The organism is Leeia aquatica (assembly GCF_012641365.1).
GTDB lineage: Bacteria > Pseudomonadota > Gammaproteobacteria > Burkholderiales > Leeiaceae > Leeia > Leeia aquatica.
Genome location: NZ_JABAIM010000002.1, coordinates 347,321 through 371,996, shown reverse-complemented (window position 1 = coordinate 371,996; position 24,676 = coordinate 347,321). Strand labels below are relative to the sequence as shown.

The 24,676-nt window shown below is 61.8% G+C and carries 37 protein-coding genes; 17 read left to right on the top strand and 20 right to left on the bottom strand.

Annotation, left to right across the window (positions count from 1 at the left end; genetic code table 11):
* Nucleotides 1-31 precede the first annotated feature (31 nt).
* Nucleotides 32-913: a 4-hydroxy-tetrahydrodipicolinate synthase gene (gene dapA, locus HF682_RS10835; protein ID WP_168877306.1), complete on the top strand. Its 882-nt coding sequence runs from the start codon at nt 32-34 to the stop codon at nt 911-913.
* Nucleotides 914-983: 70 nt separating this feature from the next.
* Complete coding sequence (locus HF682_RS10830) at nt 984-1,655, top strand: DUF6933 domain-containing protein (RefSeq protein ID WP_168877305.1); 672 nt, start codon at nt 984-986, stop codon at nt 1,653-1,655.
* Here the strand turns inward: HF682_RS10830 and HF682_RS10825 are convergent.
* The 3 genes from HF682_RS10825 to HF682_RS10815 all read right to left on the bottom strand — a co-directional run bounded on the left by HF682_RS10825 (nt 1,622) and on the right by HF682_RS10815 (nt 3,048).
* Nucleotides 1,622-2,095, bottom strand: coding sequence for an EVE domain-containing protein (locus HF682_RS10825; protein ID WP_168877304.1), 474 nt, complete (start codon nt 2,093-2,095; stop codon nt 1,622-1,624). The genes HF682_RS10830 and HF682_RS10825 overlap by 34 nt on opposite strands.
* 3 nt (nt 2,096-2,098) lie before the next feature.
* On the bottom strand, nt 2,099-2,464 hold the full coding sequence (locus HF682_RS10820) for a VOC family protein (protein ID WP_168877303.1): 366 nt from the start codon (nt 2,462-2,464) through the stop codon (nt 2,099-2,101).
* Between the two features lie 68 nt (nt 2,465-2,532).
* Nucleotides 2,533-3,048: a MarR family winged helix-turn-helix transcriptional regulator gene (locus tag HF682_RS10815; protein ID WP_168877302.1), complete on the bottom strand. Its 516-nt coding sequence runs from the start codon at nt 3,046-3,048 to the stop codon at nt 2,533-2,535.
* Nucleotides 3,049-3,163: 115 nt separating this feature from the next.
* Between HF682_RS10815 and HF682_RS10810 the strand changes: the two genes are divergently transcribed.
* Nucleotides 3,164-4,066 (top strand): DMT family transporter, encoded by a 903-nt coding sequence (locus HF682_RS10810; RefSeq protein ID WP_205882027.1) that lies wholly within the window; start codon nt 3,164-3,166, stop codon nt 4,064-4,066.
* Nucleotides 4,067-4,069: 3 nt separating this feature from the next.
* Here HF682_RS10810 and HF682_RS10805 read toward each other — a convergent pair whose 3' ends face one another.
* Nucleotides 4,070-4,681: a cytochrome b family protein gene (locus HF682_RS10805; protein ID WP_168877301.1), complete on the bottom strand. Its 612-nt coding sequence runs from the start codon at nt 4,679-4,681 to the stop codon at nt 4,070-4,072.
* 98 nt (nt 4,682-4,779) lie between these two features.
* Here HF682_RS10805 and HF682_RS10800 point away from each other — a divergent pair, with 98 nt between their 5' ends.
* Nucleotides 4,780-5,433, top strand: a complete 654-nt coding sequence (locus HF682_RS10800) for a TetR/AcrR family transcriptional regulator (RefSeq protein ID WP_168877300.1) — start codon at nt 4,780-4,782, stop codon at nt 5,431-5,433.
* Here HF682_RS10800 and HF682_RS10795 read toward each other — a convergent pair.
* The 4 genes from HF682_RS10795 to phhA are packed head-to-tail and all read right to left on the bottom strand — an operon-like array spanning nt 5,372 to nt 7,881.
* The gene (locus tag HF682_RS10795) at nt 5,372-5,974 is read right to left on the bottom strand and encodes a hypothetical protein (RefSeq protein ID WP_168877299.1); all 603 of its coding nucleotides are present in this window, start codon (nt 5,972-5,974) and stop codon (nt 5,372-5,374) included. The genes HF682_RS10800 and HF682_RS10795 overlap by 62 nt on opposite strands.
* Nucleotides 5,974-6,669, bottom strand: coding sequence for an SDR family NAD(P)-dependent oxidoreductase (locus HF682_RS10790; RefSeq protein ID WP_168877298.1), 696 nt, complete (start codon nt 6,667-6,669; stop codon nt 5,974-5,976). The genes HF682_RS10795 and HF682_RS10790 overlap by 1 nt, the downstream gene beginning before the upstream one ends.
* A gap of 19 nt (nt 6,670-6,688) precedes the next feature.
* Nucleotides 6,689-6,979: a 4a-hydroxytetrahydrobiopterin dehydratase gene (locus HF682_RS10785; protein WP_168877297.1), complete on the bottom strand. Its 291-nt coding sequence runs from the start codon at nt 6,977-6,979 to the stop codon at nt 6,689-6,691.
* Nucleotides 6,980-6,990: 11 nt separating this feature from the next.
* On the bottom strand, nt 6,991-7,881 hold the full coding sequence (phhA, locus tag HF682_RS10780) for a phenylalanine 4-monooxygenase (protein ID WP_168877296.1): 891 nt from the start codon (nt 7,879-7,881) through the stop codon (nt 6,991-6,993).
* A 127-nt stretch (nt 7,882-8,008) separates the two neighbouring features.
* Here phhA and HF682_RS10775 point away from each other — a divergent pair, with 127 nt between their 5' ends.
* A complete protein-coding gene (locus HF682_RS10775) occupies nt 8,009-8,479 on the top strand; it encodes an Lrp/AsnC family transcriptional regulator (RefSeq protein WP_205882026.1) in 471 nt (156 codons plus the stop codon).
* On the opposite strand, the gene HF682_RS10770 is transcribed toward HF682_RS10775, so the two are convergent.
* On the bottom strand, nt 8,448-9,404 hold the full coding sequence (locus HF682_RS10770; protein ID WP_168877295.1) for a LysR family transcriptional regulator: 957 nt from the start codon (nt 9,402-9,404) through the stop codon (nt 8,448-8,450). The genes HF682_RS10775 and HF682_RS10770 overlap by 32 nt on opposite strands.
* Before the next feature lie 125 nt (nt 9,405-9,529).
* On the opposite strand from HF682_RS10770, the gene gstA reads away from it, so the two are divergent.
* Together gstA and HF682_RS10760 are read left to right on the top strand one after the other, a co-directional pair.
* Nucleotides 9,530-10,129 carry a glutathione transferase GstA gene (gene gstA, locus HF682_RS10765; RefSeq protein WP_168877294.1) on the top strand — a complete coding sequence of 200 codons (600 nt, stop codon included), beginning with the start codon at nt 9,530-9,532 and terminating at the stop codon, nt 10,127-10,129.
* A gap of 3 nt (nt 10,130-10,132) precedes the next feature.
* Nucleotides 10,133-11,206 carry an NAD(P)H-dependent flavin oxidoreductase gene (locus HF682_RS10760; protein ID WP_168877293.1) on the top strand — a complete coding sequence of 358 codons (1,074 nt, stop codon included), beginning with the start codon at nt 10,133-10,135 and terminating at the stop codon, nt 11,204-11,206.
* 42 nt (nt 11,207-11,248) lie between these two features.
* On the opposite strand, the gene HF682_RS10755 is transcribed toward HF682_RS10760, so the two are convergent.
* The gene (locus HF682_RS10755; protein ID WP_168877292.1) at nt 11,249-11,590 is read right to left on the bottom strand and encodes a winged helix-turn-helix transcriptional regulator; all 342 of its coding nucleotides are present in this window, start codon (nt 11,588-11,590) and stop codon (nt 11,249-11,251) included.
* Nucleotides 11,591-11,663: 73 nt separating this feature from the next.
* On the opposite strand from HF682_RS10755, the gene HF682_RS10750 reads away from it, so the two are divergent.
* A complete protein-coding gene (locus tag HF682_RS10750; protein ID WP_168877291.1) occupies nt 11,664-11,948 on the top strand; it encodes a YciI family protein in 285 nt (94 codons plus the stop codon).
* Between the two features lie 43 nt (nt 11,949-11,991).
* A complete protein-coding gene (locus HF682_RS10745) occupies nt 11,992-12,333 on the top strand; it encodes a hypothetical protein (protein ID WP_168877290.1) in 342 nt (113 codons plus the stop codon).
* Nucleotides 12,334-12,336: 3 nt separating this feature from the next.
* Here HF682_RS10745 and HF682_RS10740 read toward each other — a convergent pair whose 3' ends face one another.
* Nucleotides 12,337-12,882, bottom strand: coding sequence for an MOSC domain-containing protein (locus HF682_RS10740; RefSeq protein ID WP_168877289.1), 546 nt, complete (start codon nt 12,880-12,882; stop codon nt 12,337-12,339).
* Nucleotides 12,883-12,894: 12 nt separating this feature from the next.
* Nucleotides 12,895-13,392, bottom strand: a complete 498-nt coding sequence (locus tag HF682_RS10735) for a BON domain-containing protein (protein ID WP_168877288.1) — start codon at nt 13,390-13,392, stop codon at nt 12,895-12,897.
* A gap of 132 nt (nt 13,393-13,524) precedes the next feature.
* Here HF682_RS10735 and HF682_RS10730 point away from each other — a divergent pair, with 132 nt between their 5' ends.
* A complete protein-coding gene (locus tag HF682_RS10730; protein ID WP_168877287.1) occupies nt 13,525-14,091 on the top strand; it encodes a CGNR zinc finger domain-containing protein in 567 nt (188 codons plus the stop codon).
* A complete protein-coding gene (locus tag HF682_RS10725; protein WP_168877286.1) occupies nt 14,088-14,489 on the top strand; it encodes a GFA family protein in 402 nt (133 codons plus the stop codon). Before HF682_RS10730 ends, HF682_RS10725 begins: the two co-directional genes overlap by 4 nt.
* Here HF682_RS10725 and HF682_RS10720 read toward each other — a convergent pair.
* Nucleotides 14,486-15,340, bottom strand: coding sequence for a LysR family transcriptional regulator (locus tag HF682_RS10720; RefSeq protein ID WP_168877285.1), 855 nt, complete (start codon nt 15,338-15,340; stop codon nt 14,486-14,488). The genes HF682_RS10725 and HF682_RS10720 overlap by 4 nt on opposite strands.
* Nucleotides 15,341-15,442: 102 nt before the next feature.
* Here HF682_RS10720 and HF682_RS10715 point away from each other — a divergent pair, with 102 nt between their 5' ends.
* Together HF682_RS10715 and HF682_RS10710 are read left to right on the top strand one after the other, a co-directional pair.
* On the top strand, nt 15,443-16,504 hold the full coding sequence (locus HF682_RS10715) for a zinc-binding alcohol dehydrogenase family protein (RefSeq protein ID WP_240947229.1): 1,062 nt from the start codon (nt 15,443-15,445) through the stop codon (nt 16,502-16,504).
* Nucleotides 16,501-16,902: a nuclear transport factor 2 family protein gene (locus HF682_RS10710; protein WP_168877284.1), complete on the top strand. Its 402-nt coding sequence runs from the start codon at nt 16,501-16,503 to the stop codon at nt 16,900-16,902. The genes HF682_RS10715 and HF682_RS10710 overlap by 4 nt, the downstream gene beginning before the upstream one ends.
* A 10-nt stretch (nt 16,903-16,912) precedes the next feature.
* Here HF682_RS10710 and HF682_RS10705 read toward each other — a convergent pair whose 3' ends face one another.
* The 3 genes from HF682_RS10705 to HF682_RS10695 all read right to left on the bottom strand — a co-directional run bounded on the left by HF682_RS10705 (nt 16,913) and on the right by HF682_RS10695 (nt 19,612).
* A complete protein-coding gene (locus tag HF682_RS10705; protein WP_168877283.1) occupies nt 16,913-17,584 on the bottom strand; it encodes a phosphohydrolase in 672 nt (223 codons plus the stop codon).
* 95 nt (nt 17,585-17,679) lie between these two features.
* Nucleotides 17,680-18,750, bottom strand: coding sequence for a CobW family GTP-binding protein (locus HF682_RS10700; RefSeq protein ID WP_168877282.1), 1,071 nt, complete (start codon nt 18,748-18,750; stop codon nt 17,680-17,682).
* A gap of 106 nt (nt 18,751-18,856) precedes the next feature.
* On the bottom strand, nt 18,857-19,612 hold the full coding sequence (locus HF682_RS10695) for a hypothetical protein (RefSeq protein ID WP_168877281.1): 756 nt from the start codon (nt 19,610-19,612) through the stop codon (nt 18,857-18,859).
* A gap of 234 nt (nt 19,613-19,846) precedes the next feature.
* Between HF682_RS10695 and HF682_RS10690 the strand changes: the two genes are divergently transcribed.
* Nucleotides 19,847-20,344 (top strand): ArsI/CadI family heavy metal resistance metalloenzyme, encoded by a 498-nt coding sequence (locus HF682_RS10690; RefSeq protein ID WP_168877280.1) that lies wholly within the window; start codon nt 19,847-19,849, stop codon nt 20,342-20,344.
* A 65-nt stretch (nt 20,345-20,409) separates the two neighbouring features.
* Here the strand turns inward: HF682_RS10690 and HF682_RS10685 are convergent, their stop codons facing one another.
* From HF682_RS10685 to HF682_RS10675, 3 genes are all read right to left on the bottom strand, one after another.
* A complete protein-coding gene (locus HF682_RS10685) occupies nt 20,410-20,865 on the bottom strand; it encodes an LEA/WHy family protein (RefSeq protein ID WP_168877279.1) in 456 nt (151 codons plus the stop codon).
* Between the two features lie 26 nt (nt 20,866-20,891).
* Nucleotides 20,892-21,512, bottom strand: a complete 621-nt coding sequence (locus tag HF682_RS10680) for a hypothetical protein (protein ID WP_168877278.1) — start codon at nt 21,510-21,512, stop codon at nt 20,892-20,894.
* 96 nt (nt 21,513-21,608) lie between these two features.
* Nucleotides 21,609-21,929 (bottom strand): hypothetical protein, encoded by a 321-nt coding sequence (locus HF682_RS10675; RefSeq protein WP_168877277.1) that lies wholly within the window; start codon nt 21,927-21,929, stop codon nt 21,609-21,611.
* 100 nt (nt 21,930-22,029) lie between these two features.
* On the opposite strand from HF682_RS10675, the gene HF682_RS10670 reads away from it, so the two are divergent.
* The 3 genes from HF682_RS10670 (at nt 22,030) to HF682_RS10660 (ending at nt 24,039) form a co-directional block, all read left to right on the top strand.
* The gene (locus tag HF682_RS10670; protein WP_168877276.1) at nt 22,030-22,458 is read left to right on the top strand and encodes a MarR family winged helix-turn-helix transcriptional regulator; all 429 of its coding nucleotides are present in this window, start codon (nt 22,030-22,032) and stop codon (nt 22,456-22,458) included.
* Nucleotides 22,455-23,411 carry a GNAT family N-acetyltransferase gene (locus HF682_RS10665; protein WP_168877275.1) on the top strand — a complete coding sequence of 319 codons (957 nt, stop codon included), beginning with the start codon at nt 22,455-22,457 and terminating at the stop codon, nt 23,409-23,411. The genes HF682_RS10670 and HF682_RS10665 overlap by 4 nt, the downstream gene beginning before the upstream one ends.
* A 157-nt stretch (nt 23,412-23,568) precedes the next feature.
* Complete coding sequence (locus HF682_RS10660) at nt 23,569-24,039, top strand: GNAT family N-acetyltransferase (protein WP_168877274.1); 471 nt, start codon at nt 23,569-23,571, stop codon at nt 24,037-24,039.
* A 60-nt stretch (nt 24,040-24,099) separates the two neighbouring features.
* Here HF682_RS10660 and HF682_RS10655 read toward each other — a convergent pair whose 3' ends face one another.
* The gene (locus tag HF682_RS10655) at nt 24,100-24,660 is read right to left on the bottom strand and encodes a peptidylprolyl isomerase (RefSeq protein ID WP_240947228.1); all 561 of its coding nucleotides are present in this window, start codon (nt 24,658-24,660) and stop codon (nt 24,100-24,102) included.
* Nucleotides 24,661-24,676: the final 16 nt, after the last annotated feature.

Genomic DNA, 24,676 nt, shown 5'->3' with positions numbered 1-24,676 from the left:
TATCCCATTACCGTTCTACCATGAGGAAAACATGCACACTGTATTTGAAGGTATCTGGTTGCCCATCATCACGCCGATGCAGGCCGATGGCCAGATTGACCACGTCGCTCTGGCGCGCCTGACCTGCCATCTGGCGGGGCAGGGTATTCACGGTCTGGTGGCGGGGGCCACCACCGGTGAAGGGGTATTGCTGCACCCCGGTGAACAGGAGGCGGTATTCGCCACGTTGCGCGAAGCTGCACCTGAATTGCCGATCATTCTGGGTGTGACCCAGTTCGCGACCGATGCGGCGGTGGCACAGGCCCGGCAACTGGCCCGGCTCAAGCCCGATGGCCTGCTGGTGACGCCGCCTTCTTATGTCCGCCCCACCCAGGCTGGTATTCAACGCCACTACGAGGCGGTGGTCGAAGCCAGCGATCTGCCGCTGGTGGTGTACAACATCCCGTTCCGTACCGGGGTGAATGTGGAAGTGGATACCCTGCAAGCATTGACTCGTGACCGTCGAGTGGTGGCGATCAAGGAATGCGGTGGCAATAATGAGCGCACCGTCAGGCTGGTGCAGGAGACGCCGCTCAAGGTGCTGTCGGGCGACGATGCACAGAATTTCCCGGTGATGTGCCTTGGCGGGCACGGCGCCATCGCAGGCTCTGCGCATATTCATACGCGCTGGCATGTGCGGCTGTACCAGCTGGTCAGGCAAGGCAAGCTGGACGAGGCGCGCCGTCTTCATACCGCCCTGTTGCCACTGATGCAGGCCCTGTTTGCCGAGCCCAACCCTATTCCTGTGAAAGCACTGCTCGCCGAGCAGGGCTGGTGCCAGGACATCTTGCGCCTGCCGTTCCTGCCCGCCAGCCAGGGCTTGCGTGAGCGCCTGCGTGCGCTGTCCGCTACGCTGGAGGCCTTTACCGGCTAGACCTGGCCGTTGGCTGGCTTTATCCTGCGGGACAGCGTGAGGCTGTCCCGCACGTTTTTCGGAGTTCATCATGTTGACCCTGCACTGTACCCAGGCGGCGGCACGCGCACTCAGCCAGACCCGGCAAGGCCGGACGCACAGCCCTGTGCGGGACGTGGCGCCAGTGGGGGCGCTGCAAGGCTGGCGTTGGCAGCTGCATGCAGCAACGGTCAGCCGCCGCACGGTATTCATCCTGATGGAACAGCACAGTCGCTTTGCTGTGGCACTATGGGGAATTCGTAAAGGCGACTACGCGGCCTTGCTGCAGCAATTCTGGCAGCGGATTGCCAATCACCTGCTGTGGCTGAATGATGATGTCGGGGGACTGACCGAGTCTGAAGCCGATGCGGCGCTGGCGGAGTGTGCCAGCCAACACCGGCAGACGGTTTTCCTGCACGGCGGCGACCGTAGCGTACAGCAGCACCTCAATCAGGCGCTGGCAGAAGTGCGGCTGGCTTTATCTGGCGAAACACCACCGCTGGAAGACCTGCTCGCCGCCGCACAGCTGGATGACTACCTGAACCGGGGTTTCCGGCAGGTAGGGCGGCAGGCCGCAGCGTTTGTGCCCGCAGATGCCTTTTACCTGCACTGGTTACGTCATGCAGCCAGGCTGGACGATGCTGCACTGGAGGCGGTACAGCATCGTCAGCAAGCTTTACGGCAGGCCCATTATGCGGCCTTGTGGGGTGAGCTGGAGGCATAAGCGCTTATCAGCTGCACCGCCTCTTCGCTGTGCATGCTGCGGGCGATCAGCCGCATGTCTTCCTGCGTAACCGGGAACAGGCCATAACGGAAGGCGTAGCCCCAGCTGCGTTGACCGGCGGTGAAGCTGAGCTGGTCGAGCAGAGGGCGAATGGCGGCATCTTGCTGAGCGGGGCTCCACACCACATCCCGACGGAAGGGGTGGAAACCTTCGCCCATGTCCACTTGATACGGATCAGGCTCCAGCGCCCGACCGATGGCGGTGAAGGCCTGCAGGGTGTCCTTGCCGCCAAAGGTGATGGTGGGGGAGTAGTAGCTCACCCAGTCACCCGGCTGGATGCGGCGCAACGGGGCCGCCTTGCCATGGCAGACCTGCATGAAGCCCCCGGCCAGCCCACGGCGAACGTGCTCGGCGGATGCAACCGCAATCCAGTATTTCATCGCTTAGTCCTCCACCACGAAGACGCGCAGGCGCTGGCCATCCGGGTCTTGCGCCGTAAAGGTATAGCCAAAGTCCATGCGGATTGGCTGCTGCAGAATGGTCAGCCCCATGCTGGTCCAGCGCTGGTAGTAGGTATCCACCGCCTCGCGGCTGTCCAGTGCAAAGCAGACTTCCGCGCCGCCTCCGGTATTGAGTGCTGCCGGTTCCACGGTATGACGAGACCACAGGCCCAGCATCCAGCCGTTATCCAGTGGCAGCAGGGCAAAGGTTTCGGAAGCGTCGATCACCGGCTTGTCCAGCAGCTGGCTGTAGAAGCTGGCGCTGCGTTGCGGTTGGTCAACATAGAGAATCAGAAAATTCGGGCTCATGCGTTTGCTCCTGGGTGTGGACCACCCGGGCTGGGTGGTCGATGGCGCAAGCATAGCCGCCCATGCTGTCAGTTTTTGTCAGCAGGGTTTGTGACATCCTGCTCATTGAGCAGCAACCATTGCCGCAACAGCATGGCCAGCTGCTCCCGCTGTGCAGGGCTGAAGGGAGCCAGCATCTGTTGCTGGTTGGCCAGGTGATCATTCATGGCCTGGTCGATCAAGGCATGGCCCGCCGGGGTCAGACGCACCAGCAGGCTGCGGCGGTCTTCCTGCGAGGCGATGCGCTCCACCAGCCCGCGTGCTTCCAGCCGGTCTACCAGACCGGTGACGGCGCCTGAGGTCAGCATCATGGTGCGATACAGCGCAGTTGGGGTGAGCGGGCAGTTGTGGCGGCGCAACGTGGCGAGTACATCAAACTCACTGCTCTTGAGGCCATGCCGCAGCATCACGCTTTCGATCTGGCGCATGGCGATCTGCGACATACGATTGAGGCGACCAAAAATGCCAGTGCTGCTGGGGTCGAGGTCTGGCCGCTGCTGTTGCCACTGCGCCAGTACCTGGTCCACATGATCCTGCTGAGACATGGTTCTTCCTTGTGTGCTGGCATGCCATGCCAGTGTCTGCCGATTTTATCTTATTACTGAAATATTTTTTGTTTGAATTATCTCATGTTAAAATATCTAATAAATAAGATACTTATTGAGTGAGCAAAATATGCCGATCTTGCTGGCCATCATGGCCCCCATGCTGTGGGGGAGCACCTACGCGGCGGCTGCCCTGTTTTTTAAAGGCTATCCACCGATCTGGCTGGCCGTTTGGCGTGCCTTGCCTGCCGGGTTGATCCTGTTGCTGTTGCGACCGAGCAGCCTGCGTCGTCTGCCACTGCCTTGGCCGCGCATGCTGGCCTTGACCCTGAGCGGGGTCACCGTGTTTTTTGCGCTGCTGTTTCTGGCGGCTTATCGCCTGCCGGGGGCGGTGGCCGGTACGCTGGGGGCCACGCTCCCGCTGCAGATGCTGCTGCTGCGCTGGCTCCAGACCGGGCAACGGCCTGCGCCCGTCTGGCTGGGGTTGGCCGTGCTGGGTTTGCTGGGGGTCATGCTGCTGTTGAATCCGTCCAGCCATCTGGACCTGCTGGGGGTGGCGGCTGCACTGGCGGCAACCTTGCTGTTTGCGCAGTCCACACTGTGGATGGAGCGCTGGCCGGTACAGGATGTGCTGCCTCTGGTGGGCTGGCAGTTGCTGCTGGGGGGCGTGCTGTTGCTGCCGGTGGCCTGGCTGTGGGCCGGGCCGATGCCGCTGCCAACCCTGCAGCAAGCGCCCGGCCTGCTGTGGCTGGTGGTTGGCAATACGGTACTGGCCAATGCGATATGGTTTTGGGGAGTACGCCGTCTGTCAGGACAGATGATGGGCATGCTGTCGCTCAGCAATCCGGTGGTGGCGGTATCCTTGGGCATCCTGCTGGTGGGCGAGCACCTCAATGGCTGGCAGATGGCGGGTATCAGCCTGATCTTGCTGTCTTTCATTCTGATGAAGCTGGTGCCTGCCGGTGCTGCGCGTCAGCAGTCCAAACCACTGGACACGCTGACGCTGAAAAGCTGCTGAGGTTTAACTGGCGGCTGCCGCGATCCGAGCCCTCAGCTGCCGCTGCCCCCACAGCCGCAATACCAGCCCAATGAGCAAGGCTGCCAGCATGGCACTGTACAGCGGGCCCTGTGCCAGGCGTTTGCCTACCGTCAGCACAAACAGCAGCCATAGCCAATAAACGCCAAAGGTATGCAGTCGTTTCCACAAGGCACCGCCCAGCATGCGGATGGCAGCCTCATTGGAGGTGGCCGCCAGCAAGGCGATCATCAAGTAACCACTACCGCCCAGAATCAACATTGGTGCGGCAAAGACTTCTTTACCGAGTACTGGATTCAGTAACCCCAGCTGAATGAACAGGCAGGCATGAATCAGGTGCGAGGTCGCAAAGCTCAGGCCCAACTGCCGCCGGTAGCGGAGCAGGGTTTGGGTCAATGCACTTGGCCACAGGGTATGCAGGGCGCTACTGCAGAATGTCAGCAGAAACAGCGCCAGCGAGCTACGCGCCGTCAACCGCACGCAGCTACGCAAGGCGAGCTCCAGCGTGTGGGCATCCCACAGTATGGCAGTAATGCCAGCAACAATCCCCAAGGTGCAGATCAGCCAGAAGGTGTGTCCACGGTGCCAGTGTTGCATGTGCTACTCCTTATGTAAGCAATGATTACATTTGAGGAGTGTAAGTGATGTAAACATTGATTACAATAACGGGAATCCAATTCTTTTCAGGCCCGCTCATGGCAGCAGACACTACCCCGCGAACCCGTTACCACCACGGGCAACTCCGACAAGCCTTGCTGGATGCCACGCTGGCACTGGTCATCGAGCAAGGCATGAGTGCCTGGTCGCTGCGGGATGTGGCTCGACGGGTGGGGGTGTCCCCTGCGGCACCGTTCCGCCACTTTGACAGCAAGCACGCACTGCTGGCTGCTATCGCCGAGCAAGGCATGCAGCGTTTTGTGGCAGACATTGCTCGGGAAGTCGAAGCGGCCCCAGCGGAAGGGCGCTTGCAGGCCATGGGGGTGGGCTACTTGCGCTGGGCGATCGCCAACCCGGCCCAGTTCATGGTGATTTCAGATCGCAGCCTGTTTAATCTGGCGCAGTCTCCCACGCTGTTGGCGCAAAGTGAGGCGGTGATGGGGCAGATGGATGCCCTGCTGCAGGCGCGCTACGGGCAACACCCCGGCTTTGCGCTGGAGCAGGCGCGGCTGATGTTTCGTGCACAGGCCTATGGATTGGCCCGCATGGCGGTGGACCGCCACCTGGAAGAATGGGCCATCCCGCCAGAGCAGGCGCTGGAACACTGCCTGCGGGTGCTGGATCAGTTTTTTATTTTGCTGCCGGGGTGTGGCGGGCAGACGGGCGCACGCAGCCACGCGCTTCCTGCATGAACGACTGCAGGGTCTGCCGCAGGGTGCCGCTGGCCAGCCAGCCATTGTTGTGCAGGGCGGGGGACTGCTGATAAGCCACATTGAACTGGATGTCGTCGATCCGCCACCGGGTGCCCACCCGTCGCAGGCTGAGCTGATCATGCCAGCGTGCCTCCGGACTGCTGCTGTCCCGATAGGCAAAGGCCATGATCGCCTGCAGGTGCTGGCTATTCTGCGGCTGGAGGGCGACCAGCGTGGCCTCGCTATAGCCTTCGTAGAGGGTGCTGAACACGCTGGTTTCAAAACCCAGTGGTTTTTCGTCCTGGGCAGCGGTTTCACCGCAGCGCTGTTGTGCCGCGACCATCTGCTGCAGCGCGCGGAACAGGGAAGGAGTGACCGCATCCTGTATTTGCCGCAAGTCCTGCGGTGTCGTCAGGGGTACTGAGTTGACCACCTCCAGCTGGTAAAATTGCGCCAGCTGTGTCTTCAGCTTGTCTTCCAGACTTTCAGCATGCAAAGCTGACGTCGCCAGCAACAACCCCGCCAGGCACAGACGACGCATCACAGGCTGCCGGTCACGGGCAGGGAGGCACCGGTGATCTTGTGGGCCGCGTCTGATAGCAAGAAGAGGATGGCCGCAGCAATGTCTGCCGGGGCGACCCAGCGGCTGGTATCTGCATCCGGCATGTCGGCGCGATTGGCCGGGGTGTCGATGATACCCGGCAGCACGGCGTTGACGGTGATGCCACGGGCTTTCAGTTCATCCGCCAGACTCTCGGTCAGCCGTGCCACCCCCGCCTTGCTGGCGGTGTAGGCGCCCATGCCCGCGCTGCCGCGTGTTGCCGCATTGGCACCGATATTGACAATACGGCCCTGACCCTGCGTCAGCAAGGTGGGCAATACCGCCTTGCTCATGGTCAGCGCGGTGCGCAGGTTCATCTGGTACATCAGGTCCCAGCTCAACACATCACCCTCGCTCAGGGTTTCATAGCGAAAGCCACCCGCCACATTGATGAGCCCATCCAGACGGCCAAACTGCTGCAGCACCTGCTGCACGGCATGCTGGCAGGCGGGCAAGTCGGTCAGGTCCACGCCGGGCAGTGGCAGCAGGCTGTCGGTGCGCGTGGGCACCGCATCGCGGGTTTGACCCAGCAGCGCCACCCGCGCGCCCTGCGCCTGGGCTGCCGCCGCTACCGCCATACCCAGAAAGCCGAAGCCTCCTGCAATGATCACTACCTTGCCTGCCAACATGCTCATGCTGCACTCCTGATTGGGCTTAACCGCAAATCTCTTCAATATACCGGGCCATCTGCGCGTCACGCGAGGTGAGGCCACCCGCATCGTGGGTATTCAGCCGGATGTGTACCCGATTGTAGACGTTGAACCACTCCGGGTGGTGGTCGTGCTTCTCGGCAAACAGCGCCACCCGGCTCATGAAGGCAAACGCTTCGCTGAAGTCCTGAAAGGTAAAGTCCTTCTCAATGGCAGTGGCTTCTTCATTGGTCTGCCAGCCATGCAGGGTGTCCAGCATGGCCGCGACCTGCTCGCGGTTCATCTTTTCCAGCATAAGGAATCCTTTCAAGCGTCTGCCGTGTCCGACCAGCCCTCACCCGTGCCCCGGTTAAGGACCACATCGTCGCTTGCCAGTTCCCCGGCACCCAGAATCGGGCTGCCTTGCAGGCTGTGGTACAGCTCGGTGAAGTCCGGTGCCGTTGCATCGAACAGTTGTTGGAAGCTGTCGATCACGAAGTACGTTTTCTGGAAGGTGTCGATACGATAGCGGGTGTGCATGATACGCGCCAGATCAAACTTCACCCGGTTCGGGCTGGCACTGTCCAGGCAATAGATGGATTCACTCTTGCTGGACAGGATGCCCGCACCGTAGATGCGCAGGCCAGACGTGGTCTGGATCAGGCCAAACTCGACGGTATACCAGTACAGGCGGGCCAGCATCGGCAGGGCACCGAGCGACGCCGCTTTCAGGCCGCCCTGACCGTAGGCTTGCAGGTAGTCAGCGAACACCGGGTTGATCAGCAGGGGGACATGGCCGAACAGATCATGAAAGACATCCGGCTCTTGCAGATAATCCAGACGGGCGGCATCGCGCAGCCACCAGGTGACCGGAAAACGGCGGTTGGCCAGATGATCAAAGAACACATGGTCCGGGATCAGGCCATGCACCGCCACCACACGCCAGCCGGTGGCTTGTGCCAGCTTGCGGTTGAGGTGATCGAAGTCGGGTACCCGGTCGGGCGCCACATCCAGCTGCTGCATGCCCTGCAGGAATTCCTCACAGGCTCGGCCTGGCAGCAGGGCGCTTTGCCGCAGATAGAGCTGATGCCAGATGGCATGATCTTCCGCCGTATAACGCTCGAACGGCTGCGCCATGGTGAAGTCATCGGCGTGTTGCAGACCCTGGTTCTTTTCGACAGTGATGTCCGGAACCTTGTAGACGTTTGCGCTTTCCATGGGGTGACCTCTGGCAAGTAAGAGCTCACTAGCTTAAACGCTCTGCGATGCGGAGATGCCGCAATGTTTGCACATGATGGCAGGTTCATGCTTTACTGATGCATATCAAGGCTAAAATGTGCGTAATATGAGCGTGATTGAACTGGACCGCTTCGACTACCTTATTTTAGACGCGCTGCAGAAGGACGCGCGCGCCACTCATCAGAAACTGGCACAGCAGATTCCGCTGTCGGCTTCCCAGATCGGGCGTCGTATCCAGCGGCTGGAAGAAACCGGCGTGGTGGAGGGCTATCGGGTCAGCCTGCGGCCGGAACGGGTGGGGCTGTCGGTGCTGGCGTTTACCTACGTCTGGCTGGAGCGCCACGGCGAAGTGGCGGTACGCGAATTTGCTGATGCCATCATTACCCTGCCTGAGGTACTGGAGGCGTATGCGGTGACCGGTGAGGCGGATTACTGGTTGCGGGTGGTGGTGGCGGACCTGCCGTCCCTGTCCCGCTTTGTGATGTACAAGCTGATGAATCTTCCCTGTGTGCGTTCCGTCAAGACCACGGTGGCGCTGGAGCCGATCAAGCGGATTGCCCCGCTGCCGGTGGGCTGAGCGGGCTGGCCTGCGGCGGGGCAAACGCTGCCAGCAGCCAGTCGATCAGGACCCGCAGGCGCTGGGGCATGTGAGGTTGGCGCGGGTAGAGCAGGGAGAACGGGCGGCTGCGTCCGCCATAGTCGGGCAGCAACTCCAGCAAACGTCCGTTCTGCAAATCATGCTCGACGATGAAGCGATAGGTTTGCAGGATGCCACCACCTGCCCGTGCCAGCGTCACACAGCCCAGCAGGTCGTCACTGCAGCGCAGTGCACCCTGCGTGGGCAGGCTGAAGGCGCGCCCCTCCTGCTGGAAAAGCCAGCTGATCAATTGGCCACTGCTGGGTAGATGAAACTGGATACACTGATGCTGCAGCAGTGCATCCGGAGTGTTCGGCGCACCGTGTCGCAGCACATAGTCGGGTGAGGCGACCACCACCAGTTCGGCATCCAGCAGAGGCCGTGACACCAGCCCGGAGTCCTTGGGCGGGCGGCCGCGTACGGCCAGATCAAAACCATCGACTACGAAGTCCACATTGTGGTTGCTGAGCTGGATCTCCAGCTCTACCTGCGGATAGCGGGCGTGAAAAGCCGGTAGCAAGGGCAGGATGCGGTAATGGCCCAGGGGCGTCGGCAGGCTCAGGCGCACGATGCCGCTGGGGGTGCGCTGTGCATCGGCCAGTGCGCGCTCGGCGGCATTGATCTGCGAGAGGGCATCGCGGCATTGCTGGTAGTAGTGCTGCCCGGCATCGGTCAGGTTGATGCGGCGGGTGGTGCGCTCAAACAGCTTGACCCCCAGCCGCTGTTCCAGGCGGCTGATGCTGCGGCTGACTGCAGGTTGCCCCAGCCCGGATTTGACGGCGGCCGCCGTAAAACTGCCACATTCTGCCACTGTGCAAAACAGTTCGATGCTACCCAGCATCACTTCATCAAAGTGCCGTGCCATATTGATTACATGATGTAATGAATATTGTGCATGATTACTGATTTTTCTGTGCCAGCGCAAGGCATAGCATGTGTCCTGCCCGGTGCCGTGCTGACCGGTTAACCCTCACCGACGGGAGTCATGCCATGAAACTGTTTTACTCTCCCAATGCCTGCTCACTGGCCCCACACATCGTCGCGCGGGAGCTGGGTATGTCGCTGGACCTGGTACGGGTCGACCTCAACCAGCACCGTACCGCCCAGGGCGAAGACCTGTACCAGCTGAATCCGAAGGGGCAGGTGCCTTTGCTGCAGCTGGCCAATGGCGAGTACCTGAGCGAAGGCCCGGTGATCGCCCAGTATCTGGCCGACAGTCAGCCCGGCCAGGCATTGCTGCCTGCAGCCGGTAGCCTGGATCGGGTGCGGGTGGTCGAATGGCAGAATTACATCAGCACCGAGCTGCACAAGTCGTATACACCGCTGTTTAATCCACAGGTCAATGCGGAGGCCAAGAAGGTACTGTCAGCTCTGCTGCGCAAGAAGTATGTCTGGCTGGACAGTGTGCTGGCGGGGCGTGAATTCCTGCAGGGTGAGCGTTTCTCGGTGGCCGATGCTTATCTGTTTGTGGTGACCCGCTGGGCCGCCTATGTGCAGCTGGACTTGACGGACTTGCCGCATCTGCAGCACTACATGCAGGCGATTGCGGCCCGCCCGGCGGTGCAGGCTGCGCTGCAGGCGGAGGGTTAAGCCATGGCGGGCTGGAAACACAGTACGGTCAGCCAGCGGCTGGGCCTGCGGTTGCCGATTGTACAAGGCCCGTTCGGCGGTGGCCTGTCCAGCGTTGCGCTGGTGGCTGCCGTATCGGAAGCGGGCGGCCTGGGTTCGTTTGGCGCGCATCACCTCGATGGGGACGGGATTCTGCGGGTAAGTGCAGACATCCGGGCGCAGACGGCCAAACCGTTTGCCCTCAACCTGTGGGTGCCCTTCGAGGACAGCGATGACCCGCAACTGAGCGCTGCAGAATTCACCACGCACCGTGACCGACTGGCCCCTTACTTCAAGGAGCTGGGCGCGGATTTGCCGGCACAGCCCGCGCGCTTCATGCCGCGCTATGCTGAACAAGTGGAGGCCATCTGGCAGGCCAGACCCGCCGTGCTCAGCTTTGTGTTTGGCGCACCGGCTCCCGAGGTAGTGGACCGCTGCCGTGAGCTGGGCATTGTCACCATCGGCGCGGCGACGACCGTGGATGAGGCGATTGCGCTGGAAGCGGCCGGGCTGGACATGCTGGTGGCGACAGGCTTTGAGGCGGGTGGGCACCGGGTGGCGTTCCTGCAGCAGCCGGAGCGAGGGCTAACAGGGCTGTTTGCCTTGCTGCCGCAGGTGCGGGACGCGGTGCGCATCCCGGTGATTGCCGCTGGCGGCATTGCCGATGGCCGGGGCATTGCTGCTGCCCGCCTGCTGGGGGCGGACGCGGTGCAGATTGGCACGGCATTTCTGGCTTGTGAGGAATCCGGAACACACGCCTTGCACCGGGAGGCATTGTTCAGCCCGGCGGCGCGCCATACCGAGCTGACCCGCGCGTTCAGCGGGCGACTGGCCCGAGGGATCCGTAATCGCTTTGTGGAAGAAAGCCGGGGGCAGGCGGTGGCACCGTATCCGGTGCAGAACTGGCTGACCGGGCAACTGAAGAAAGCCGCGCAAGCCGCCGGGCGGACCGACCTGGGCTCGCTCTGGTGCGGGCAAGCAGCGCCGCTGCTGAAAGTGCGGCATGCCACCGCCCTGATGCAGCAGCTGGAGCAGGAGACGGACGCCCTGCTGGGGTAGCCCCCGCTCACCAGCCGGTTGAGGGCGCACCGCCGCGTGCCCTCACGTGGTGGGGGTGTCAGGCAAAGACGCTTGCCACTGGTCGGCCCAAGTCCGCAGCGGGGCGATGAGCTGCATCAGCGTCTGGCCCGATGGGCTCAGGCTGTACCCCAATTCATGCTGCGACAGCAGGCCACTGTCACGTAGTTCCCCCAGCCGGGTGTTCAGCACACTGGACGACATCTGCTCACACTGCTGCTGCAGTTCGCGGAAGGTGCAGGGGCGCTGGCTCAGTTCCCACAGGATGCGCATGGTCCAGCGTCGGCCCAGCAGGTCAAACAGGGCCATGATGGGGCGACCGGTGGTGGAGCCACGAACCGGGATTCCGGGTTTGGGTGTCGGCATGATGTTGCGCTTCTAAAAAAGAAGCAATATGATAACCCACTTCCAAACCCATCGGCAACGCCGGGAGTGACTCATGTTTCTGATTGATATGACCTTCGTCAAACCCTTGGACGAAGTGGACCGCCACGTTCAGGCACACCGTGACTATCTGGCCGGGCTGTATGCGCAAGGCCTCTTCTTGCTGGGAGGGCGCAAGCAGCCACGCAGCGGCGGCATCATCCTCTCCCGGCAGCAGCACCTGGATGAGGTGAAGGCGGTGTTTGATGCGGACCCGCTGGTGAAGGCTTGCGTGGCGACCTATACGGTGACCGCGTTTGAACCGGTGATGCGGGCCCGCGTGCTGGAGGGTATCCTGTAAGTCCGGGCTGGATGGCGCGGTATTGCTGCGCTATGCTGTACGCATGAAAGCATCCCGCATCTTGCCAGTGAGTGTGCTGTTGACCCTGTGGCTGAGCACAGGCCCACTCCGGGCCGCGACGGACCCACAGGGGGAAGGGCTGCGTACGCGCCTGATCCACGACCAGGCTTATCCGCAGGTTCCTGCGCGTTGCCTGTTTGTCGTGAAAGAAGAGCAACTGCCGGAAGGGGATATCTACGCCGCGCGCTTCAATCCCGCCTGCATGGGGGTGAGCAGCGCCTCGTCCTTGCTGGACCGTTTTCTGGTCAAGGGACGCCGCATTCGCTGGGTCGATGCGGCCGAGCCCGGACACTATCTGCCGTACGCGCAATTCCTGCAGCGCTGAGGGCTACACCTTCTCCAGCGGGCGGTGCGGCTCGGCGGGCAGGGTGATCTGAATCGCATCCCCGCTCTGGATCACGCCGCCTGACAGCACAACGGCCATCACGCCACCTTTGCGGATCAGCGAACCATCTTCCGCCCGCCCCAGCACTGCAGCCAGCAGGCCCTTCTGGAAGTTCTCAATTTGCGCGCAGGGGTTGCGCAGCCCGGTGAACTCGATTTCGGCGTGCTCTCCCAGGCGCAGGCGGGTGCCGGTGGGCAGGTCCAGCAAGGGAATACCGCGGGTCAGGATATTCTCCCCCAGATCGCCCGGCGCCACGGTGAAGCCCTGGCCATTCAGCTCGTCCAGCAGTTCAGCGTGGATCAGGTGAACTTGCCGCAAATTGGGCTGATCCGGATTGGCTGCCACCCGTGAGCGATGCTTGACCTTCTCGCCGCAGTGCGCGTCACCCTCCACGCCGAGCCCGGCGAGCAGGGTGAGCTGCGTTTCGGTCTGTTTGCTGAACTGATGGGTCGGGCAACGGCTGAGCGAGCTAATGCGGGCATGCGACATGGGGACTCCGGTTCAATCGGCGGTGCGATAAGGCGGGGATGCATGCGGGTCCGTCGTCAGTTGATTGAGCACCGCCTGCACGTCATCAATGCTTCCGATCAATTGTACCAGAGCAGCAGCCTCAGCCTCGCTGTTGACACAGCCTTTCAACCAGATCCAGCGGCGTTGGCCCAGTGCCCACACCGTGGTTTTGCCGAAGCGCCCATCGGCGGCAACCGCCTTTTGTACCCGCTCCATGATTTCCTTGTCGTAGGCAAAGCTGCTGGAATAGCGGCAGCGACCCGCAGCCCAGCAACTGTTGCCGCGCTCGGCCCGCTGGTGGGCTTCGGCATTGGCCTCCTTCAGCGTCAGCAAGGGGCCCTCGGCAGGCGGGCAGCCGTCTAGCCCCTGGGTGAGCTGTACAAAGGGATCATCAAAGCGGTTCAGGCGCAGCGCATCGGTGGCGGATTCGGCAGCGACTGTGCAGGCCATCAATACGGTGAGCAGGGGCAAGTAGCGGGGGGCGGGCATGGTGTAGCTCCTGTCTGGGGTGAAAGGGTGGCGTCATGTTGATTTAGTTTAACGCATAAAATTAATTTTGAGCGTTAATTCTGTGTGGACAGACCGCTGCCCAGCCGCAGCCAAACGCGGTAGGATGATGCAATGAGCCAGCATCTTGAACTGACCGAAGTGTCCCCCCTGTGCCTGACCGTGCTGAACAGCGAGGTCTGGCGAGGCACGGCGCGCCATATCGACCGTCTGGAGCAGCCGGAACAGTGGCTGGCACTGGTGGGTGACTGGCTGGGATGGCCCGATGATGTGCGTGCCAGTTTGTGGGCATCCCGGCACAGCGAGGCCGCCCAGCAAGCCCTGGCTGCTGCCCGGCAGGCCCGCGCGGGGGTGCGTGCCGTGCTGGAGTCTGTACTGGATGAGGGCAGGCCTTGGCATGGCCCGGCTACGTTCCCGACGCTGGTGTGGACCGCGCAGGGGTTGCAAGCGGCTCCCCCGCCCTCCGACTGGTTTGATCTCGGGCCATACCTGTGGCTGTCACTGGCGGGGCTGTTGTCTGGAGAGCACGCCAAACGCCTGAAGCGTTGCGCCGATCAGCGGGGCTGTGGCTGGTATTTTCTGGATCACTCACGCAACCTGTCCCGCCAATACTGCTCCAGTGCGGCCTGTGCCAACTATGCCCGACAGCAGCGTTTTCGGCAGAAAAAGGAAGCGACGTGAACGCCGAAGATCTGCTGGAGGGCGCTTGCCATTGTGGCGCGGTGCGCTTGCGGCTGATGGTGATGCCCACCAGTGCTGTCCGCTGCAACTGCTCGATTTGCCGGCGACTGGCGGCCGTATGGACCGATTGCCGGGCCGACCGTGTGCAGCTGCAAGGGCATCCGGAATCGACCGAGTCGTATGTCTGGGGTGACCGCAGCCTGCGCTATGTCCGCTGCCGGCATTGTGGCTGTACCACCCATTGGGAGTCGCTGCTGCCGGATGTTGATCCGCACCACCTGTGCGTCAACTTGCGGAATTTTCCGGCCACGCTGCTGGTGCAGGTGGCGTTGCGCTATTTTGACGGGGCAGACAGCTGGCGCTACCAGGACTCGCCCGATGCGAGGCACTGGCGCTAGCCACTGACAGAGAGCGCAGCGGGCAGTGTGGTGATCAGATAGTCAGCCAGCGCACGTACCCGCGGTGCCCGGCGAACATCTGGGTGCATCAGCAGGTAGAGTGGCTTGTCTGCAGGTGCGGAAGCGCTCAGCTGCACCAGCTCTGGCGCACGTTTGGCCAAGAAGTGCGGCAGCAGGGCGACGCCCAAACCCTGCCGGGCGGCCTGAAACAGCGTTTCCAGATCATTGCTGCGCAAGGCAAAGGGGCGATCGGCAGCGTGCGTGTCCAGCCACACCTTCAAGGACATGCCGGCCAGGCTGTCGTCAAAGCCGAGAAAGACCCGTTCACTGTCGGCTGCGTGCTGCCATTGTGTCAGACCATACAGGCCATAGCCGAGCAGGCATAGCGATCGGGCAATCAGGTCCGGGGTATTGGGCTCGTCCAGCCGGAGTGCCAGATCGGCCTCACCTTGCTCCAGCCGGGCGCGGCGTTGCTCACCCAGCAAAATCAGCTGGATTTCCGGATAGCGCAGGCGGAACGGCTGCAGCAGCGGCAACAAGATGTGGTTCAGCATCTGTGGCGGTGCTGACAGCCGGACCGGTCCACTCAAGGCATGCTGAACATGCGCGGTACGTTGCAGGCTCAGCATGGCAGCTTCCATTGCCAGTGCCTGTGGCAGCAGGTTTTCACCCTCCTGTGTCAGCTGCCAGCCCCGTGGCAGGCGATCAAACAGGCGTAAGCCCAGCGTCGTTTCCAGTTGCCCCACCCGGCGTGACACCGTGCTGTGCTCTACATCCAGCCAGCGTGCGCCTGCCGACAGACTGCCCTGGCGGGCTAAGGCCAGGAAATAGCGAATGTCATCCCACTGCATGGTGATCCGGTTATTTATGCACAGATGGTGCCAATTTTCACCAGTTATTCTGAATCAATCAACACCCTACACTGCGTCCATGTTTTGAGTAAGGACGACAACATGAACCCGTTACCCGAAAGCATGCCTGCTGTAGCCGTCAAACAGGCACACCCTATTGCACATGCGGAGGCGTTGCTGGATGTGCAGTTGCCCATCCCGGCCCCGGAGGCATATGACCTGCTGGTAAAGGTTGAGGCCATCAGCGTGAATCCGGCCGATTACCGGGTGCGCCTGCGCAAGGCCGATGATGGTAAACACACCATCCTGGGCTGGGATGCCGCCGGGGTGGTGGTGGCTTGTGGCAAGGAGGCCAAGGCCTTGTTCCAGGCTGGAGACAAGGTGTACTACGCCGGGGATGTCGGGCGTGACGGTAGCAACAGCGCCTTTCAGCGCATTGACGCCAGGCTGGTGGCGCACCGCCCTGCCAACTGGAGTGCCGCCGAAGCTGCCGCACTGCCGCTGACCGGCCTGACCGCTTGGGAAGCACTGGTAGAAAGCATGGGGTTTACGCCGGATATCCCCGTTACCGGGCAGACACTGCTGGTGATCGGCGGTGCGGGTGGCGTCGGCTCCATTGCCATCCAGCTGGCGAGGCAGGTGCCGGGACTGCAGGTGGTGGCAACCGCCTCACGGCCTGAAACCGTAGCGTGGTGCCATCAGATGGGGGCCCATATCGTGATTGACCACAACCGTCCTTTATTGCCTCAACTGAACGCCGCAGGGGTGTTCTCCGTGGAGGCGGTGCTGCTGCTGAATCAGCCGGACCTGCATTTTCCTGCCGTGGCGGGGTTGATCGCGCCCTTCGGGCAGATCGTCAACATCGTGCCCTTTACCCAGCCGCCAGACCTGAACCTGCTGATGCGCAAGAGTGTGCGCTTTAGCTGGACCTACATGTTTACCCGCTCATCGTTCCGTACTGCAGACATGGCTCGGCAAGGGGACATCCTCGCCCGCTATACCGCGCTGGCAGAGGCCGGGCTGATCCGCAGTACAGCACGTGAGCACCTGGGTGAAATCAATGCCCGTAACCTGAGCAACGCCCACGCTCGTCTGGAGCGGGGTGATGCCTTCGGCAAGCTGACGCTGGCCGGTTTTTCCCACCTTGAGGAGCAAGCAGCATGAACAGCATTCAAACGGTGCAAACCTTTCTGGACCACGTTTTCAGTGGCCGCATGCCGGAAGCCCTGGCGCTGGTGGCCGATGATGCCACTTTTATCCCCAGCCGCCCGCAGCCGAGCAGCAAGGTGCCGCTGTATGGCACCTATCGTGGCCCGGAAGGGGCAGCTCAAGTGTTCAAGACTTTTGCTGCAGTGTTGAAGCCGGAGCAGTTTGAGGTGGAAGCGGCCTTTGGTGAGGGGGAACACGCTGCCCTGCATGGCAAGCTGAAACACTACAGCGTGGCCACCGGCAAACCGTTTGTCAGCGACTGGGCGCTGGTCTGCCGGGTGAGCCAGGGCAAGATTGCGCTGTATCACTTCTTTGAGGACACCGCTGCACTGGAAGCTGCGTTGAGCGCTTAAGACGGACCGCTCAGAACAGACTGCCGGGGGCGCTGATCGGGGCAGCAGTGGTCGGCACCGCAGCGGCCAGGGTGTGCTTTAGCTCATGCAACGCAGCGAGGAAGCGCTCTGCGGCTACTCCGGGCGGCCAGGGTTCCCATGCCGTACCGCCGTAGACGGTATGTAGTACGTCACGATCCAGCGGGGCAAAGCGGATCTGCAAGGTGCGGCGTACTTCCTCGGGTTGCCAGCCCACCACATGCACGGCTTCGCTGGCCGCGGCGACGCGGTCAGCGCGCTTGTGCTCCAGCCGGTCCTTGTCCTGCCAGGCGGGCAGGCCGTAGCGCAGGAACACCGTTTGTTCCAGTCGTTGCGCCAGCGCGCGGAAGCCTTCCCCCAGAAACGGCTTTAACACCGAAATACAGTCAAACCCGAGTAGACCTTCGTCGGCATCGTGCAGCAGTTCGCGCAGGCTCTGGATCGGTGACAGCCGCCCCTTGTGCCAGCTTTGCCGCAAGTGCATCACGGTCAGCGAGTGCTGCGCCACCGACAGGGGCAGCGGCCAGGCAGAATGCCCGCCCCAACGGTAGGTGCGAGCGAGGCCCAGTGCGAGGTCTTCATCGTCCCAGTCGAACGGGGTGGGGTTGAGCAGGTCCAGCCGTTTGCCGGACGGCAAGCGTACCCAGGCGCGGGCATCCGTCATGGCAACTCCGTGGGTGAGGGTCTGACACACAGTAACAGCACAGCGCATTCCAGCATTCAGGCAAACCGTATTGTCGCCGGTCTGTGCCGTGCTGACTACTCTGTTGGCGTCTGCAAGGCCAGTTGGGCCAGCGTTTCCTGATGGGTGTCGAGGAAGGCGGTGAAGCTATGTTCCACCTGTTCGCGGCTGAGGTTACGGGTGATGAACACCATCTGGCTGCGCCGGTCCGCATGCGGCCAGTGCGTGAGCTCCGCCGGGCGATGGAAGACATGCTGTACGCCATGCAGCACAATGGGCAGCGGGCGGTCGTTCAGGTGAATGATGGCTTTCATCCGCAGCAGGTCCGGCCCTTTGAGGGTGACCAGCAGGCCCAGCCAGGCATCGAACATCACCGGGTCAATCGGCTGGTCGTATTCGATGCAGAAGCTGTGAATGTCTGCCAGATGCGGAGATGTTTCAGCGCTACGCTTGCGATAAGGCGAGCTCGGCGGCATGTCGCTGAGCCAGTGCGCCAGGTCTGCCGCCTGTCCAATGACCTGAGGCAGCCCAAGGTCAAACAGAAAACGCGCCTCGGCCTGGCCATGCTGCACCAGCATCTGGCGGGCATGCGGATTGAGCTGCGCCAGGTCGTCACACAGTGCAGCCAGCAGTGCGGGTGGACACAAGTCTGCCTTGGTCAGCAACAGCCGGTCGGCCACCGCGGCTTGCTTGACCGATTCGGGATGGGCCTGCAAGGTGGCCGCCCCGTTTACGCCATCTATCGTGGTGACTACCCCGTCGAGCTTGTAGTTTTGCTGCAGCAAGGGGTCGTTTATCAAGGTATGCAGGATGGGGGCGGGGTCGGCCAGGCCGGTGGTTTCAATCACCACCCGGTCAAATTGTCGCTTGCCTTCGCGGGCATAGCGCCAGACCGCCTCTCGCAAGGTTTTTTTCAGGTCGCCTCGTACGGCGCAGCAGACACAGCCCCCGGCCAGCTCCAGCACCATGTCTTCCTGCACATGGGAAACCAGCAGATGATCCAGGCTGATGCTGCCGAATTCGTTGATGATGACCAAAGTACGGGCCAGCTGCTGCTGTTGCAGCAAATGATTGAGCAGGGTGGTTTTGCCACTGCCCAGAAAACCGGTCAGCAGAGTGACAGGCAGGCGGCGATCGGATGCGGACATGGGGCGGGAAGGGTTGTGCCGATGTTCATGAGACTAGCACGGCCCACATCACTAATGCAACTTGGTTGCATTAGTGATGTGGGCCGGTATCCGGCCTGCTCTTGCGTCAAACCTTGTTTTGCCGGGTAAACGCAGCGTTGACGCGGTTGATCAACTCGCGGTTGTACTGGCGGGTGCTGCGGGTCCAGTGCTTCATGATCTGCTCCAGCGCTGCGCGCTGCTGCTCGGCTGTCACCATGTCGTTCACCGACATGGCCCAGATGGCAAACTCGGCATGAACCTGCGCCGTGCCAAAGCGGGCCACCGCATCGATATAGCAGCGATGCGCGGCTTCCTGCTGGCCACTCTTGGCCAGCACCTCAGCCAACGCCAGCAACACGGTTTCGGGGCGGAAGTCCTTGTGGCTGTCCTGCAGACCCCGCAACATCAGCTCTGCGGCGCCGGTTTCACCGTTGAGCAGGCGGGCCCGGGCGGCACCCAGCCGGATTTCCGGATCATTGGCGAGTGGGCCTTGCAGGCAGGCGTCGAACTGGCTGACGGCTTCAGCAGGTTCCCCGGCCTCCAGCAGGGCTTCCGCCAGCCGCATGCGGTTCTGCGCGGTGGGGGTCAGGTCAAAGGCCTGACGGGCTTCACGCAGCGCCCGACCCGGGTCCAGGCTGCGTACCGCAGCACGTGACACTTTGCGCAAACCCCGCTCCAGCTTGGACTGTGGCAGGTAAATGGCAATGAAGTACACCACGCTGCCCACCCCCGGCGCGATGAACAGGAGGTATACCCAGTAGCGCTCCTGCCCAGTTCGGATGGCATGGACGGCAAAAAAGATGGCCGCAATGATATGTAAACCCAGGCCGGCAATAGGCATGCGAAGACTCCTGATGGGACAGCGCGCATTATGAAACTGCCATGCTGCAACAGCAAGCATGCGCCCTGCTATTGCATTTCATTTAAAATTTCAATAATATTTGAAATATGCAAACGATAGCGACGGAACCTGATGCTGCAGTACTGCAGACATGAGGCATCACCCCCAGTTTGCAGGCAAGCCCCCAGACAGGGGGTAAGCACGAATGAAACACCCAACCCAAGGAGTCTGACCATGAAACGCTTTCACGCCCATGTTGCTGTGGATGATTTGCAGCAAAGCATCGCTTTTTACAGCAAGCTGTTTGCGCAGCAGCCCACCATTCAGCGCGAGGACTACGCCAAGTGGATGCTGGACGATCCGCGTCTGAACTTTGCCATTTCTTCGCGCGGCCATACCTCCGGGCTGAACCATTTCGGCTTCCAGGTGGAATCGGAGCTTGAGCTACAGCAGCTGCGCCTGCAGGCGGGTGAGGCCGCCGGTTCCGCGGTGCTAGAGCAACCGCAAGCCACCTGCTGCTATGCGCGCAGTGAGAAACACTGGACGATGGATCCGCAGGGCATTGCCTGGGAGCATTTTCTGACGCTGGAAGATGTGCCGGTATATGGCAAGGATACCGTCACACCGGAAGGCGCATGCTGCGTGCCGCTGAAAACAACGCCAGAACGCGATGAAGCTGGCGCGGGCTGCTGTGTTCCCTCTGACAGCAGCAAGGAGGCTTGCTGCGGTTGAGGGACGGTTGCAGCAGCATGGCGCTACAGCATCAAGACCGGTGCACGATGTGGCATGCGCCGGTCTTAATGCCGGAGCTGAGGGAGTAGCTCACCCTGATACTCGAACGGAACAGGCTCACTGCGCTGGGGGATGAATGCCTGCCCCCGCAGCAGGTAGGGTAACTGTTGGCCCTGCCCTGAGCGCAGCAGACGCAGCTGCTTGATCAGGCCACTGAGGTTGCTGGTGACGTTCAGGCGCACCGTGGCCTCACCCAGCCGGGGCAGGGTGACGCGCTCGCGGCTGCTGCCCTGGGCCAGTGCTTGTCCATTGACCTCCAGCTGGGTGGTCAGTCCATCCAGTGGAATGTCAATATTGTTCGGGTTCTGTAGTCGTAGCGTCAGCACCATCTTTTGTTCCAGTAAACCGAAGTCCCCGAATTCAATGTCTGCCAGGCTGACCTTGGGCGGATTCAGGTTCTTGGGTACGCTGGCGCACCCCGCCAGCCACAGCAACGCAACACAGAGAAACAATCGGCGCATGGGGATCTCCTTGATGATGGGCTGACTCAGGGAGCGGCTGGGTCAGGTAGGGCCACGGTGATGCTGCGGCTGTCTATCTGCAGGCGGGGCTGGTTCGGCCAGGGCTCATAGCGGAATACCATGTCGCCTTTGATCCACTGCCCTGGCGGCAGGGTCAGCGGGGTGGCGCTGAGCACGGACACGCTGTTCTTCCAGCTGCTGAGCCGGACATTGCCCAAGGTCAGCGGGCCCGCGTTGACCAGTCGATACTGCATGCGATAGCGGCGTTGTAGCTCCGGCCCGGGCGCTTTACTCGGCGTTTTGCTGACGGGTTGTGGTGGCGGGGGCGGGTCAAGCGCTTCCAGCTTGTCACAGACCAGCAACACGGTCGCAATATCCGCAAACAGGGGCTGCCAGCCCGGCTGCTTGCAATCCAGTTCGGCACTGCGCTGCGGCTCGCTCTGATCCAGCGCGGCCAAGCGGGTCTGCACGTAATCGCGGTAGGCTTTTTCCGGCAGCGTGTCCAGATGTTGCTCGATTGGCAGCGTGCTGGTCGGTGCAAGTTCAGCGGGTGGCTTGCGTGGCAGGGAGACCGGCTGACCTGCCTGTACGGTTGCGATGTACAAAGGGAACAGGATGATAGGCAGGCGCCATCCAGGTTGCCGCATGTGCAGGGTTCTTTCGGGTGATGGACTGGTGCCCAGCTTAGCACAGCGGTGTGATGCATCGTGACAGTCGGTGGTTGGGTTCAGCTGAGGTTCAGCTTACGCCCCATCCCCGCGCAGGCGGTGGCGGAAGTGGTAAAGCGACCAGCATAGCCCGGCCATCAGCAGGTCCAGCAGCGTGACCAGCTTCAGGGCAAATGCTTCTCCCCAATGCCGGGTAGCCCACCAGTACGGCTGGCAGGTCCACACATTGCTGGCGCTATCGCTACCGGCACTAATGGTGTATGCCACCGCGCAATGCTGTTGCGGGTGCAGGAAATGGCTGGGCCACAACAGATTGATCAAGGCCGAGCACAGGAAAGCCGCCGCCCATAGACGCGGAAGGCCGTAACTGAGCAGGGCAAGCAGGGATCGGATCATGCCTTCAGCATACCATTGTCGTTACTTTTAATGGTTGCTATTGACAACCATGCCAGATGCAGGCCATATTGTTGCCAATAGCAACCATATGGAGGGGCCAATGGGGGCCGTCATTTTGCGTGAGCTGGCGCGGCGCTATGTGCAATCCCAAAAACAGGCGCTGGTCGAGTACGGCGTGGTGGGGCAGGGGCAATGCACGCTGCTGACGCTGCTGGGACGACAGGGGCCACTGAGTCAACAACAGCTGGGGCTGCTGAGCGGACTGGAGAAGAGCTGGGTCAGTCGTGGAGTAGATCGGCTGGTGGATGAAGGCTGGGCGGAGCGCAGCATCCCTGAGACCGACAAGCGGCGCTGCATGGTGACACTGACCCCGTTGGGGCAGGCTCAGTTTGCGGCGCTGGAGGCTTATCTGAATGCGCATGCCTTGCATGTGCTCGAACGCGTGCCACAAGCACAACGCGCCGCTGTAGAAGCGGCCTTGCAGGTGCTATACCGCAGCCTGCAGGAAGAGCTGGAGGAGCAGTCATGACAGAAGCGGTGGTGTTGCAATCGGCGCGCCCTGAACACAGGGCGGAGGTGGACGTGCTGTTACAGCAGGCCGGACTGTCTAGCATGGGGCTGGATAGCGCTTATGCCCAGGGCTGGGTGGCGCTGTCCGGCGCGCGGGTGGTGGGCTTTCTGACGGCAGACCAGGTGGGTGAAGCGGCCTTGGTACGCAGCCTGGCGGTTGATCCGGGTTGGCGGTGCCAAGGCGTGGCGGCACGCTTGCTGGCACGCTGCAAGCGTGACTGGCGTGCGCAGGGTGTGCGTCAACTCTGGCTGCTGACCGAGACGGCGGTGGACTGGTTTACCCAGCAGGGTTTCCAGGAGCTGGGCCGGGAGGCGTTACCGGTTTTCTGGCAATCACACCCCTTGGTTACCAGCGTGTGTGCTGGCAGCGCCCATTTGATGCACTGCCGCCTGCTGCAATGGCAAGTACGCCCGGCGACCGAGGCGGACCAGCCCGCCATCGCGGATATTTTCAACCATGCCGTACTGCACACTGCACATACCTTTGAAGAGGTCGCCAGAGATGCAGAGGCGCAAGCGGCGTGGTGGGCGGCGCGCCAGGCCAGTGGTGAGGCGGTGTTTGTGGCGGAAGATGAAGACGGGCGCATTCTGGGCTGGAGTGCACTGGGTCGTTTTCGGGCCAGGCCTTCTTACCGCTATACCGGGGAACATTCGGTCTATCTGGCTCCCGCAGCCAAGGGGCAGGGTATCGGTACGCCCTTGCTGCGCGCGGTGATGCAAGCCGCCCAAGACTTGGGCTGGCACACCCTGATTGCGGTGATCGCCTTGCCCAATGACTCGAGCGTGGCCTTGCATGCGGCAGCCGGGTTCGAACAGTGTGGCTGGCTGCGTGAGGTGGGGAACAAGTTTGGCGAGTGGCGCGACCTGATGCTGATGCAGGTGATACTGCCTGCAGAACCCAGTGTGGCCTGATGCACCATCCGTGTGCATGGACGGTGTGATACCGCTCATTTTCGGGCATGAATGCTGCTGCTGGTACCATCCATGGCCGCTGCAAGCGTGGTACTGTTCTTGCTGTAGCATGATCGGGGTCTGAGGAAAGGCCCGATTCTGTCAGAGTGAGGAAGGTATGCGTGCTGTTGCAGAACAAACCGTGCGGGTCAGGTTGGCGTCGCCGCTGGATGCGCCCCATCGTGCGCTGATTGCTGAGCTGGATGAGTACCTTTCCAGCCTGTATCCGCCGGAAGACAATTTCGGTCTGCCAGCAGAAGCCTTGCTGGCAACGAACATCCGCTTTCTGGTGGTGGAGCGTGAGGGCGAGGCGGTCGGCTGCGGTGCGGTGGTGCTCAACCCCGATTATGCAGAAGTCAAACGCATGTATGTGCGCCCCGGCCACCGCGGCAAGCGGCTGGCGGAGCGTCTGCTGGAGGCGCTGGCGGAACAGGCGCGTGAAGCGGGGTGTCGTCAACTGATGCTGGAAGCCGGCCCGGCCCAGCCCGAGGCATTGCGTTTGTATGCCCGCTGTGGCTTTGCCCTGCGTGGCCCGTTTGGGGATTACCTGGACATTCCCAACAGCATTTTCATGGAAAAAGTATTGTAAGCAGCATGCCCGCTCAGCAGCGAAAGCTGCCGGGCGGGGCGCTCCAGAAGGTGTGACGGATTACTTGCCAGCTTTGGCGGCGTCTGCGGCGACCTGCATGCGTACAATCTTGTCCGGGCCATTCACCAGGCCATTATTGGCCTGGTCGCCCTTCTTGATCTTGTCGACGAATTCCATGCCTTTCACCACTTTACCCCAGACGGTGTATTGACCATCCAGGTGCGGGGCGGTACCCAGCATGATGAAGAACTGGCTATCAGCCGAATCCGGGTCTTGTGTGCGGGCCATGGACAGAATGCCACGCACATGCTTTTCCTTGGAGAACTCTGCTTTCAGGGGATGACCCGAGCCACCCGCGCCTGAACCGGTGGGGTCACCACCTTGCACCATGAAGCCATCAATCACCCGGTGGAACACCAGGCCATCGTAGAAACGCTTGCGCACCAGGGCTTTGATCTGGGCAACATGCTTCGGCGCGAGATCCGGGCGCAACTGAATGACCACGCGGCCATCTTTCAGATCCAGATACAGGGTATTTTCCAGATCCGGTGCAGCGTGGGCGACGCGGGACAAGGTCAACAGGCTGAACAGCAGAGTCAGCATACGGACAAACGGCATCATGATGAATTCCAATCGG